General features: G+C 69.4%; 10 protein-coding genes. 3 read left to right on the forward strand and 7 right to left on the reverse strand.

The window, feature by feature from the left end:
* Positions 1–356: 356 nt before the first annotated feature.
* On the forward strand, positions 357–2066 hold the full coding sequence (locus ACIRQP_RS28005) for an ATP-binding protein (protein ID WP_403894219.1): 1710 nt from the start codon (positions 357–359) through the stop codon (positions 2064–2066).
* Positions 2063–2740: a response regulator gene (locus ACIRQP_RS28010; RefSeq protein ID WP_403894222.1), complete on the forward strand. Its 678-nt coding sequence runs from the start codon at positions 2063–2065 to the stop codon at positions 2738–2740. The genes ACIRQP_RS28005 and ACIRQP_RS28010 overlap by 4 nt, the downstream gene beginning before the upstream one ends.
* 126 nt (positions 2741–2866) lie before the next feature.
* Here ACIRQP_RS28010 and ACIRQP_RS28015 read toward each other — a convergent pair whose 3' ends face one another.
* The 4 genes from ACIRQP_RS28015 to ACIRQP_RS28030 all read right to left on the reverse strand — a co-directional run bounded on the left by ACIRQP_RS28015 (position 2867) and on the right by ACIRQP_RS28030 (position 7495).
* Positions 2867–3535 carry a response regulator gene (locus ACIRQP_RS28015; protein WP_403894226.1) on the reverse strand — a complete coding sequence of 223 codons (669 nt, stop codon included), beginning with the start codon at positions 3533–3535 and terminating at the stop codon, positions 2867–2869.
* Positions 3532–4716 (reverse strand): sensor histidine kinase, encoded by a 1185-nt coding sequence (locus ACIRQP_RS28020; protein WP_403894229.1) that lies wholly within the window; start codon positions 4714–4716, stop codon positions 3532–3534. Before ACIRQP_RS28020 ends, ACIRQP_RS28015 begins: the two co-directional genes overlap by 4 nt.
* On the reverse strand, positions 4713–5222 hold the full coding sequence (locus tag ACIRQP_RS28025; RefSeq protein ID WP_403894232.1) for a DUF1453 domain-containing protein: 510 nt from the start codon (positions 5220–5222) through the stop codon (positions 4713–4715). The genes ACIRQP_RS28020 and ACIRQP_RS28025 overlap by 4 nt, the downstream gene beginning before the upstream one ends.
* A 146-nt stretch (positions 5223–5368) precedes the next feature.
* On the reverse strand, positions 5369–7495 hold the full coding sequence (locus tag ACIRQP_RS28030) for a type IIA DNA topoisomerase subunit B (RefSeq protein ID WP_403894235.1): 2127 nt from the start codon (positions 7493–7495) through the stop codon (positions 5369–5371).
* Positions 7496–7950: 455 nt separating this feature from the next.
* Between ACIRQP_RS28030 and ACIRQP_RS28035 the strand changes: the two genes are divergently transcribed.
* A complete protein-coding gene (locus ACIRQP_RS28035; RefSeq protein WP_030350144.1) occupies positions 7951–8181 on the forward strand; it encodes a hypothetical protein in 231 nt (76 codons plus the stop codon).
* Between the two features lie 197 nt (positions 8182–8378).
* On the opposite strand, the gene ACIRQP_RS28040 is transcribed toward ACIRQP_RS28035, so the two are convergent.
* The 3 genes from ACIRQP_RS28040 to ACIRQP_RS28050 form a co-directional block, all read right to left on the reverse strand.
* Entirely contained in the window at positions 8379–9227 is an 849-nt protein-coding gene (locus tag ACIRQP_RS28040) for a S1 family serine peptidase (RefSeq protein WP_403894238.1), read from the reverse strand.
* 349 nt (positions 9228–9576) lie between these two features.
* Positions 9577–11127 carry an RNA polymerase sigma factor gene (locus ACIRQP_RS28045; protein WP_403894241.1) on the reverse strand — a complete coding sequence of 517 codons (1551 nt, stop codon included), beginning with the start codon at positions 11125–11127 and terminating at the stop codon, positions 9577–9579.
* A 341-nt stretch (positions 11128–11468) separates the two neighbouring features.
* The gene (locus tag ACIRQP_RS28050) at positions 11469–12356 is read right to left on the reverse strand and encodes a FadR/GntR family transcriptional regulator (protein WP_403894244.1); all 888 of its coding nucleotides are present in this window, start codon (positions 12354–12356) and stop codon (positions 11469–11471) included.
* Between the last annotated feature and the right edge of the window lie 85 nt (positions 12357–12441).

The raw sequence follows: 12441 nt of genomic DNA on the forward strand, positions 1-12441 counted from the left end.
GGAGAGGACCCGCCATCTCCGGCGTAGCGATCTCATGGATCCCCGATCTTCGGCCTCGGCGCGGGGGCGACGAGGGCGCGGCTCTGGCTGCGTACCTGTAGGACAGGCGTTTCTGCACTGCTGAACAGAGACTTTTGCGTTTTGCGGTCAGAGAGTTGCAGAGAAATGCGAGTGCGTCCACCACTCGGACAGAACCAAATCACCAGGTTCCCCACCCGAGTTGACGGCAAGTCCGCCACACACACCGGTTTCGGGCCGCTCAGCAGGGAACCGTAAGTGCGCTGCAAATTGCGCAAGCCTTTTGCGTCGATGTGGAAGTTTCGGAAAGGGCGTCCGGCCCTCTACCGTTCGTACAGATGAACGCCGCACCGAGCACCGCGGGCAGACGACGGCGATTCGGCTGGCCACGCCGGGTCTTCTCGCAGGTGCTGCTGATGCAGCTCGCCATCGCCGCGGGCGTCACCGTGCTGGCCACGGGGCTCTTTCTCGCGCCGTTCAGCGCCGAGCTGGACGACCAGGCGATGCGCCGCGCACTGGCGATCGCCGAGACCACGGCGTCCACCGATGTGGCCGCCGACCTCGTCGCCACGGACCCGGCGGCCGACGGTCCCGTACAGGCCGAGGCCGAGCGCATCAGACAGTCCACCGGCGCCGAGTATGTGGTGATCATGGACAGACGCGGGGTGCGCTGGTCGCACACCGACCTGGACGAGATCGGCAGGGTCGTCTCCACCGATCCCAGCGACGCCCTCGCGGGCAAGGACATCATGGAGCTGGACAGCGGCACGCTCGGCCGGTCCGCCCGGGGCAAGGTGCCGCTGCGCGACGAGAGCGGGCGGATCGTCGGTGCCGTCTCGGTCGGTATCGCGTACGACAGCGTCCGTGACCGGTTCCTGTCCGCGATCCCGGGGCTGCTCGCGTACGCGGGCGGAGCACTGGCCGCCGGGGCGCTCGCCGCGTATCTGATCTCCAGGCGTCTCCAGCGGCAGACCCATGACCTGGCCTTCTCCGATATCTCGGCGCTGCTCACCGAGCGCGAGGCCATGCTGCACAGCCTGCGGGAAGGCGTCGTGGCGCTGGACGGGACCGGGCGGATCCGGCTGATGAACGACGAGGCGCAGCGGCTGCTCGGGCTCGGTCCCGACGCCACCGGACGGCCGCTGGACGAGGTGCTCGGCGCCGGGCGCACCACCGAGGTGCTGGCGGGGCGGGTGGTCGGCGAGGATCTGCTTGCCGTCCAGGGCAGCCGCGTCCTGGTCGCCAACCGGATGCCCACCGACGACGGAGGCGCCGTCGTGACCCTCCGCGACCGTACGGAGCTTGAGCGGCTCGGGCGGGAGCTGGACGCCACCAAGGGGCTGATCGACGCCCTGCGCGCCCAGGACCATGAACACGCGAACCGGATGCATACGCTGCTGGGGCTGCTGGAGCTGGAGATGCACGAGGAGGCGGTGGAGTTCGTCACCGAGGTCGTCGGGGTGCACCGGGCCACCGCCGAGCAGATCACCGAGCGGATCCATGATCCGCTGCCGGCCGCGCTGTTGGTCGGCAAGGCCACGGTCGCCGCGGAGCGGGGCGTCTCGCTGTGGCTCTCCCCCGGCACGCTGCTGCCGGACCGGCTGATCGACCCGCAGGGCCTGGTCACGGTCGTCGGCAACCTCGTCGACAACGCGCTGGACGCGTCGGCCGGCTCCGAGGACCCGCGGATCGAGGTGGAACTGCGCGCCGAAGGCCGTACGGTCGTGTTCGTGATCTCCGACAGCGGCCCCGGCGTCCCGCCCGACCAGCGCGAACTGGTCTTCTCCGAGGGCTGGTCGACCAAGGAGCCACCGGCCCACGGCAAACGCGGCCTCGGGCTGGCCCTGGTGCGCAGACTCGCCGAGCGGCAGGGCGGCAGCGCGCGGGTCGGCGCGGGGGCGCACGGCGGCGCGGAGTTCACGGTCGTCCTGCCGGAGGCGCTGACGGAGCCGGAGCCGGGCGGGAGCATGGGGCCGGACGGGACCACGGGGTCCGGCGCGGCCCCGGGGGCGGACCGCGAGCAGGCCACCGCAGGGGAGACACGATGATCGACGTACTGGTCGTGGACGACGACATCCGGGTCGCGCGGATCAATACGGCCTATGTGGCCAAGGTCGCGGGCTTCCGGGTGGTGGCCCAGGCCCACACCGCCGCCGAGGCCCTGCACCGGATCGCCGAACACTCCGTCGATCTCATCCTGCTCGACCACTATCTACCGGACGAGAACGGGCTCGCGGTGGTAAGGGAGTTGCGGCGGCTCGGCCATCAGACCGACGTGATCATGGTGACGGCGGCGCGCGATGTCGCCACCGTCCAGTCCGCGATGCGCCACGGCGCGCTCCAGTACCTGGTCAAACCCTTCAACTTCGCAGGGCTGCGGGCCAAGCTGGAGGCGTACGCGACGCTGCGCCGCACCCTGGAGGGCGGCGGCGAGGCGGAACAGTCGGAAGTGGACCGGATGTTCGGGGCGCTCTCCGCGGCGAGCGCCCCCGCGCTTCCCAAGGGCCACTCCCCCACCACCGCCGAGGTGGTGCGCAAGGTACTGATGGGCGCCGACGGACCGCTCTCTGCGCAGGAGATCGCGGAGCGCGCGGGGATGAGCCGGCAGACCGCACAGCGCTATCTCAAACTGCTGGAACGGGCCGGTCGGGTACGGCTCACGCTTCGGTACGGGGAGACGGGGCGGCCGGAGCACCGCTACGCCTGGGCGACGAGCGGCTGAGGACCCCGCTGCCGGGCCCTTTCTCGGCCGAGGCCGGCGACCATCGCCACATTCACCGCGCCCGCGAGATCCCGGACTCTTCTCCCCGCGAGATCCCGGACTCTTCTCTCCTCCGGCTTCACTCCATCAGGTGATGGTTGTCCCGGGTGGCGGGATGAGTCCGCGCTGATAGGCGTAGCGCACGGCCTGCGCGCGGTCGCGTACACCCGTCTTGGCGAAGAGGTTGTTGATGTGGGTCTTCACCGTGGCCGCCCCGATATGCAGCCGCTGCGCGATCTCCTTGTTGGAGAGCCCCTCGGCGACCAGCGAGAGCACCTCGGCCTCGCGGGCGGTGAGCCCGTCGGGCAGCTCCGCGGGGGCGGGCGCGGCGGGCGGGGACGTGACCCGCTCCAGCAGCCGGCGCTGTACGGCGGGCGCCAGCCCGGCCTGGCCCGCCAGTACGTCCTCGACGGCCCGGATGATCTCCTCCCCCTCGGCGTCCTTGGTGAGATAGCCGCGGGCGCCGGCCCGGAGCGCGGCGAAGAGCGAGTCGTCGTCGGCGTACGTCGTGAGCACCACGACTTGCGTGCCCGGGTGCTCCGCGCGGATACGGCGGGTGGCCTCCACGCCGTCGCAGCGCGGCATCCGCAGATCCATCAGGACCACATCGGGAGCGAGTTCGGCCACGAGGGCCACGGCCTCCTCGCCGTCCCTCGCCGCGCCGACGACCTCGATGCCCGGCAGCAGCCCGAGCAGCATCACAATGCCCTCGCGCACCACGGCCTGGTCATCGGCGACGATCACCCTCGCCGTCATGCGGGCACTCGCAAACGCACGCTGAAACCCTTCTCGTCGGGGTCGTCCGGGCCTCCGGGACCTGCCTCCAGAGTGCCGCCGAGCAGTTCGGCGCGCTCCTTCATCCCCAGCAGACCGTACCCGGAGCCCGATGAGCCCAGCCCGGCCGGGGCCGCGCCCTTCCCACCGAAGTCCCGCACATCCAGCGTCACCTCGTCCGCGCCGTACGTGAGCCGGATCAGCACCCGCGCGCCCGGGGCGTGTTTCCGTACGTTGGTCAGCGCCTCCTGCACCACCCGGCGCACCGTCTGGGACGCCTCCGCGGGCAGTGGCCGCGGCTCACCCCCGATCTCGACCTCGGCACCGTCCGTCGCGGCCAGTTCGCGCAGATAGTCCCCGAGGGGTGCCATCTCGCCGCGCAGCGCGGAGAGCGCCTGGTGGGTCTCGGCGAGCCCTTCGCGCGCCATGGAGCGCGCGGCGACGATCCTTTCCAGGATCTGGTCGCGGAACGGGCTGTGCGGCTCGCGCTCGATCCGCAGCCGCGCCGCCTCCAGATGGACGAGCTGTGCGGAGAGGCTGTGCGCCAGGACGTCATGGATGTCCCGGGCGATCCTGGCACGTTCCGCGAGGGCGGCCGACTCCGCCTCGGCGGAGCGGGCGGCGCGCTCCTGGGCCAGCAGCCGCTGGGCGTTGCCGCGCGCCTCCGCGTCGAGCCGCAGTACGTATCCGGCCAGGAGCAGCCCGGCGGTGGTGATCGTGGTCGTGAGCCAGTTGTCCTGGTTGTGCGCCGCGAACCCGCCGAGGGCGACGACGGTGGTGGGCAGCGCCGCGACGAGCGGCAGCCGCTCCATGGCGACGACCGCGCAGCCGCACCACAGCACCGTGGCCGGGATCTCGAACCCGCCCTGCCGCGCGACGACGGACCCGCCCATCAGCAGCACGAGCAGCCCGACCGACGGCCAGAGATCGTTGCGCAGCGTGGTGCGGTAGAAGGACCAGCCGAGAAACCCGGTGAGCAGCACCCCGGCGACGGCCGCGAACGCTGCCCAGCCGGCCACATGGCGCTGGCTGAAGGTGGACCACAGCAGGGCGCCGAGGGCCAGCACTCGTACGCCGCGGTTCAGCCGTCGCCGGGCGTCGGTGCGGCCCTGCCGGGAGAGAGCCTCCCGGGAGGGCCAGTTCCTCCAGGCCTCGGGGGTCACACACGGTCCTTCCACGGTGCGGCGGTCACGCCGTCACCGTACGACGCCCGGCCGGCGCGGGCCCGCCACACCAGCAGACCCCTGCGGACCAGCACCGAGGCGGCGAGCGCGAGCAGCAGCGCCCCGCTGCCCTGATGGACCCCGATCAGCGCGCCGACGCCCATGAGCCCCAGCCGCAGGGCGATACCGGCGATCCAGACCCCGGCGGTGGCCTTCGTGCCCTTCGACCACACCGAGCCGTCCCGCTCGGTCCAGATATGGCTGGTGCGGGCCCACCCGGCGCCCATCAGCGCCCCCACGACCAGCTCCGCGCCGAGCAGCAGCGCCGACAGCGACGGGTTCCGCGCGTCGAGGAGGCCGGGCTCACGCAGCGCGACCACGACCAGGATGACGGGCACCACCAGCCAGCGGTGCCCGTCGGCGGTGACCCGCTGGGGCTTGAACTGGCGGGCGGCGATCAGAGCGACCACCGCGACGGCCACCAGCACATTGAGGAGCGAGGACATCAGGGCCTCCGGGGACGAAGAAGTTCAACGACCTCGACGCTACGGAGAAATACCAGGTCAGGGCATCGGCGCGGGGGTTGACCACAGGTGGACGTACGGTCTCCACCCCTGGGTGGAGACCGTACTCCCGTAGATCCCGGGCCGCCTCAGGCGTCGATGCGCGAGCGGTCCAGCGTCGCCGCGGAGCTGGTGATGAACTCCTTGCGGGGAGCCACCTCATTGCCCATCAGCAGATCGAAGATCTGCTCGGAGGACTCCAGGTCCCCGATGTTGATCCGCCGCAGGGTGCGGTGGCGGGGATCCATCGTGGTCTCCGCCAGCTGGTCGGCGTCCATCTCCCCGAGGCCCTTGTAACGCTGGATGGAGTCCTTGAAGCGCACGTTCTTGCGCTGGAACTCCATCAGCGTCTGCCGCAGCTCGTTGTCCGAGTACGTGTAGATGTACTTGTCCTGGCCCTTCTTGGGCTGGACAAGCTCGATCCGGTGCAGCGGCGGCACGGCGGCGAAGACCCGGCCCGCCTCCACCATCGGCCGCATATAGCGCTGGAAGAGCGTGAGCAGCAGACAGCGGATATGGGCGCCGTCGACATCGGCGTCGACCAGCAGCACGATCTTGCCGTAGCGGGCGGCGTCGATGTCGAAGGTCCGGCCCGAGCCCGCCCCTATGACCTGGATGATCGCGCCGCACTCGGCGTTCTTGAGCATGTCCGAGACGGATGACTTCTGGACGTTGAGGATCTTGCCCCGGATCGGCAGCAGCGCCTGGAACTCGCTGTTCCTGGCGAGCTTGGCCGTACCGAGCGCGGAGTCGCCCTCCACGATGAACAGCTCGCTGCGATCCACGTCGTCACTGCGGCAGTCGGCCAGCTTGGCCGGCAGCGAGGAGGACTCCAGCGCCGTCTTCCTGCGCTGCGCCTCCTTGTGCTGGCGGGCCGCGATCCGCGTACGGGCGGCGGCGACGGCCTTCTCCAGCACGGCGCGGGCCTGCGCCTTGGCGTCGCGCTTCGTCGAGGTCAGGAACTCCTTGAGCTCCTTGGCGATGACATTGGCGACGATCCGGTTGGCCGCGGACGTACCGAGGACCTCCTTGGTCTGGCCCTCGAACTGCGGCTCGGCGAGCCGTACCGTGACCACGGCCGTGAGGCCCTCCAGGGCGTCGTCCTTGACGACGTCGTCCTCCGCGACGCGCAGCATCTTGGCCGAGCGCAGCGCCTCATTGACCGTTTTGGTCAGAGAACGCTCGAATCCGCTCACATGAGTGCCGCCCTTGGGGGTGGCGATGATGTTCACGAACGACTTGACAGTGGTGTCGTACCCGGTGCCCCAGCGCATGGCGACATCGACGCCCAGCTCGCGGGTGACTTCGGTGGGGGTCATGTGCCCCCGGTCGTCCAGGACCGGCACGGTCTCCTTGAAGGTGCCCTGGCCGGTCAGCCGCAGCACATCGCAGACGGCCTTGTCCTGTGCGAGATATTCACAGAACTCGCTGATGCCGCCGTCGAACCGGAACGTCTCCTCGATCGCCCCGTTGCCCTCGCTCTCGCCGAGACCCCGCTCGTCCCTGACGACGAGCGTCAGACCGGGGACCAGGAAGGCGGTCTGCCGCGCACGCTGGTGGAGCGTGTCCAGGGACAGCTTGGCGTCCTTGAGGAAGATCTGCCGGTCCGCCCAGTAGCGGACGCGCGTGCCGGTACGGGTCTTGGGCACCCGCTTGCCCTTGCGCAGCCCGTTCGCGGGATCGAAGGGGCTGTCGGGGCCCTGCTCGGTGAACATCCCGGGGACACCGCGCCGGAAGCTGATCGAGTGCGTGGCGCTGTTGCGGTCCACCTCGACGTCCAGCCGGGCGGAGAGTGCGTTGACGACGGAGGCGCCCACGCCGTGCAGACCGCCGGACGCGGCGTACGAGCCGCCGCCGAACTTTCCGCCGGCGTGCAGCTTGGTCATCACGACCTCGATGCCGGAGAGGCCGGTCTTGGGCTCGACGTCGACGGGGATGCCCCGGCCGTTGTCCTTGACCTCGACCGAGCCGTCCTCGTGGAGGATCACCTCGATGTGGTCGCAGTAGCCGCCCAGGGCCTCGTCGACCGAGTTGTCGATGATCTCCCAGAGGCAGTGCATCAGGCCACGGCTGTCGGTCGAGCCGATATACATTCCGGGGCGTTTGCGGACCGCTTCGAGCCCTTCAAGGACGAGCAGGTGCCGCGCGGTGTAGTTGGAGCCGTCACGGTCTGCGGTCAGCAGCGCAGTGGACGGCACGGACGTATCGGCGGTCACGCGGTTCGCTCCTCGCTGAATTTGAGATGGGCCTCTGTGGGGTAAAGGCCCGGCGTCTGTCACCGGTCAGAGCGTACAGAGGCCTGGTAGAGCCGTTGTCACGCCACCCTCGCGAATTCTCATGCTAGTCCAAGGTCGCATAGGTGTTCGATCCTTCGATGGAGTGAAGCACACATCACGTTCCCTTCCAGGCATGAACCATTTAGGCTCCGGGCACGTCCTCATCAACAACCGGCAAGCCGGCCGGCGAGGGCGATCCCCCTGACAAGCAACGTCAAGCAACGCGAAACCCGTAGTGCGAAGCCCCGCGAGCAATACGGCCCATTCGCCGCCAATCGTCAGCAGTCAGCCACAACGGAAGAAACTTTCGAGGAAAAGCCGGGAGCGGGAACGTTTTCGGCCTGGTTGGATGTTGACCCTGGTACGACAGCTCGTCGAGCTAGAGAAGAGGCGACGTGACTACTGTTCTGACCCCCGCGAGCCCGCTGACCGCGGCTGATCGCTGCGACCGGTGCGGCGCCCAGGCCTATCTGCGCGTCCTCCTGTCCAGCGGTGGTGAACTGCTCTTCTGCGCCCATCACGGACGCAAGTTCGAGCCGGAACTCAAGAAGATCGCCGCGGAAATACAGGATGAGACCGACCGACTGACGGCCGTACCGGCCGGCGGCGGTGAAGAGGAACACTGACACCTCGCATCCACGACGAGCCAAGGGTCGGTCCCGAGCCGGCCGACGGGCGGCCACCCCTGTACCGTAGGGTGACCGCCCGTTCTCGTGGTCGCGCCGGTTTCCGTGGTTGTGCCTGTTCTCGTCGTCGTGTTCTCGTCGTCGTGCCCGTTCCGGTCACGGGAGACCCGCGACGCTCAGCACGGACGAGCCGCCCGTCAGCGTGAGGTCCGTGCTCCGACCGCGTCGGCGGCGGGCCGGGCGCCCATGGTGACCCGGGTGTAGACGCCCGGACTGTCCGCGCGCCCGCAGCCGCTCCCCCAGGAGACAAGCCCGATAAGCCGTCCCTGGGCCACCAGCGGCCCGCCACTGTCCCCCTGGCACGCGTCATGCCCGCCCTGGGGATCGCCCGCACAGAGCATCGTGGAGGCCTCGTAACGGTCCCCTGAGCCTCCCGGGTACGCCCGCTCACAGCTGGAGTCCGGCAGGACCTTCACAGGCGCGGAGCGCAGCACCTGCGCGTAGTCGGCGTCGCCCGAGGTATCGCCCCAGCCGTAGACCGCCGCCTCGGTACCCGGCGCCGAGGCCGGGTCACTCCGCGCCGCCGGCCGGATCGTGTACTCCTCGGGCAGGGCGCGGGCGAGCGTCAGTACGGCGAGATCCGCCGCGTTGGTGCGCGGCTCGTACGCCGGATCCACCTGGACGGACCGTACGGCGACCTCGCGCCCGCCGGACCCCCGCAGCCGCTCACGGCCCGCGATGACCCGGAGGTCCGGTACGTCCTTCGGGGCCGCTCCGAGGACGTCCCTGCCCATGCAGTGAGCGGCGGTCAGCACTTTCGTCGGCGCCACCACCACGCCTCCGCAGAACTGGCCCGCACGCGTACCTCCGAAACGGTCACGGCTGGACAGGGCCACGACCCATGGGCTGTCGGCGATCCGCACCGCCTGCCCGCCGACGATCACCCGATCGGCGACGGCGGGAACAGGCGCGACGAGTGGCGGCAGCGCCCCCGCGGTGATCACGGCCAGTCCTCCGGTCAGCACTCGGGCTACGGAACGACGCATACAGTCTCCTGACTCTCCGGTGGACTCCGATCTACCCAGAGTCACCTCACCGGTCGAGTCTCGCACCCCCGCGCACAGCGCGAAGGCCCGGATCCTCGGTGGCATCCGGGCCTTCACTCGTGCTTCGCGCGCCCCCTGGGCTCAGCGCCTGGACCTGGGGCGTGTTTCAGAAGTCCCGTCTGCATCGCCGCGGCCGGCACGCGCACTCGCTGCGTTGTCGGAGTCGCCCGAGTACGTCCGGTACACGGGCGATCCTCCGCCTTGCGATTGCACGCTCCGGCCGCCGCGATGCCCGCCCTGCGGGCGGACGACGCTACTTCTGAAACACGCCCTAGTCCAGGTAGTCGCGCTAGTCCAGGTAGTCGCGCAGAACCTGCGAACGCGAGGGGTGGCGCAGCTTCGACATCGTCTTGGACTCGATCTGGCGGATGCGCTCACGCGTCACGCCGTAGACCTTGCCGATCTCGTCCAGCGTCTTGGGCTGGCCGTCCGTGAGACCGAAGCGCATGGAGACCACGCCCGCCTCACGCTCGGAGAGTGTGTCGAGCACCGAGTGCAGCTGCTCCTGGAGGAGCGTGAAGCTCACGGCGTCGGCCGGGACGACCGCCTCGGAGTCCTCGATGAGGTCTCCGAACTCGCTGTCGCCGTCCTCGCCCAGCGGGGTGTGCAGCGAGATGGGCTCGCGGCCGTACTTCTGGACCTCGATGACCTTCTCGGGGGTCATGTCGAGTTCCTTGGCCAGCTCCTCCGGGGTGGGCTCGCGGCCCAGGTCCTGGAGCATCTGACGCTGCACACGCGCGAGCTTGTTGATGACCTCGACCATGTGCACCGGGATACGGATGGTGCGGGCCTGGTCGGCCATGGCGCGGGTGATCGCCTGACGGATCCACCAGGTTGCATACGTGGAGAACTTGTAGCCCTTGGTGTAGTCGAACTTCTCGACCGCGCGGATCAGACCGAGGTTGCCCTCCTGGATCAGGTCCAGGAAGAGCATGCCGCGGCCGGTGTAGCGCTTGGCCAGCGAGACCACCAGTCGGAGGTTCGCCTCCAGCAGGTGGTTCTTGGCCCGGCGGCCGTCCTCGGCGATGATCTCCAGCTCGCGCTTGAGCTTCGGCGCGAGCTTGTCGGAGTTGGCCAGCTTGTCCTCGGCGAAGAGACCGGCCTCGATGCGCTTGGCGAGTTCGACCTCCTGCTCCGCGTTGAGCAGCGGGACCTTGCCGATCTGCTTCAGATAGTCCTTGACCGGGTCGGCGGTGGCACCGGCGACGGCGACCTGCTGGGCCGGCGCGTCGTCCTCGTCGTCGTCGGAGAGTACGAAGCCCTTGTTCTCGCCCTCGGTCTCCTCCTCCTCGCCCTTGCCGCCCTGCACCTCGTCGGTGGGCTCTTCGCCGTCGACGGCCTCGTCGGAGTCCTTCTTGCCGACGGCCTTCTTGGCCGTCGTCTTCTTCGCGGCGGTCTTCTTGACCGTGGCTTTCTTCGCCACGGTCTTCTTCGCGGCCGCCTTCTTGGCGGGGGCGCCGGCCTCGTCGGCCGTGACTTCCACGATCTCTGCCGCCGGAGCCGAGGTGGCGGCCGCGACAGTCTTCGTCGTGGTCGTCTTGGCCGCGACGGTCTTGGTGGCGGTGCGCTTGACCGGGCTCTTCGCTGCGACGCTCTTGCGGGTGCGCTTAGGCGACTCCGCGGCACTGACCATCAGCGTCACACCCTCTTCCTCGAGGATCTGGTTGAGGCTGCGCAGAACATTCTTCCACTGGGTTGGCGGAATCTGGTCGGCCTCGAAGGCCCGACGCACGTCATCGCCGGCGATCTGCCCATCAGCCTTTCCCCGCTCGATGAGCGCCATCACAGACTCGGACTCGGCGATCTCCGGCGGGAGCGTACGGGATGTGCTGGCCGACACGAACAACCTCTCGGAACGATGGAAACGGCTTCCGGCCCCGCCCAGGATCGGGCCGGAGCCGACGACCGTCAGCTGGGGATGTGCCGACGGCGCGTGGGCTTGGGCCTCAGAGGTGAATACAGCGCCATGCGTGGCGGACGTATTCCCTCCTCGGCTGTCACCTCTTAGGTCATCGCGCTGTCTCCAGGAGTGTTACGCCCATTCCACGTGGCCCGAGTCACACTCCATTTGCGACAAAATGACCAGAAGGGGGATTTACGGCCCCATAATCGCGTCGCCGGACCCTCTGGGTCCGGCGACACACGATGCGTACATCCCCCACGCCCGGCCCTCGGCGGCGCTCAGTGCTCGCGCGGTGCCGGAACGACACGCTCCACTTCAGGCTGGACGGTGAGCAGTTGACGCATGGCCGATTCGGCGGCGTGCGCGTCACCGGCGGCGAGGGCGTCGACGATCCGCGCGTGATGGGAGAGCGACGCCTCGGTGGGCCGGTCGCATCCGGTGACCGGACCGCCGGAGACCTGAAGGGCCGCCGAAACGATCCCCGAGAGATGCTCCAGCATGCGGTTGCCGGCGAGCTGGATCAGCAGGGAGTGATATTCGGCGTCCGCACGCGAAAAGGTGATCGAATCACCCTGCGCGAGGGCATGGCTCATGATCCCCACCATGTCGGAGAGCCGCTGCTGGACATCGGCCCGGCCATGGCCGGCCGCCAGCCGTGCGGCGAGAGGCTCGATCGTCCAGCGCAGCTCACTCAGCTCGCGGCGTTGATCGTCGCGCTGCGGCCCGAAAGCGCGCCATTCGATGATGTCGGGGTCGAGAAGATTCCAGTCGCTCACCGGACGGACACGGGTACCGACATTGGGCCGGGCGCTCACCAGGCCCTTGGCCTCCAGCACGCGCAGCGACTCCCGCACCACCGTGCGGGAGACCTCGAAGCGCTGGCCGATCTCCTCGGGTACGAGCGGCCGGTCGGCGCCCAGATCACCGGAGACGATCATCTGTCCGAGTTGCTGGACGAGTTGGCCGTGCAGCCCGCGGCCGCGGCTGCTCGTCGTACGTCGTCCCACCCGGCCCAAGTCGGTGTCTGCGCCGTCCCAGACGGGGGCGGCGACGCGATCGGCGCCGGGCGCCTCCGCGAAGGGGTAGCGGTTGAGTTCACCCGGCTCGGCGAGGCCGGACTCGACGGAACGGGCGGCGGTCATCATGGTGTGCGCAAGGGTACTCACGCATCCTTTGTCGGCGTTGCTTCCGCGACCCTTGAGGTCTTTGGTGAAAAGCACACGAAAGGGTGATCGGCGCTCGCCCTTCGAT

Origin of the sequence: Streptomyces sp. NPDC102274, from assembly GCF_044766385.1 — a bacterium.
Lineage (GTDB): Bacteria > Actinomycetota > Actinomycetes > Streptomycetales > Streptomycetaceae > Streptomyces.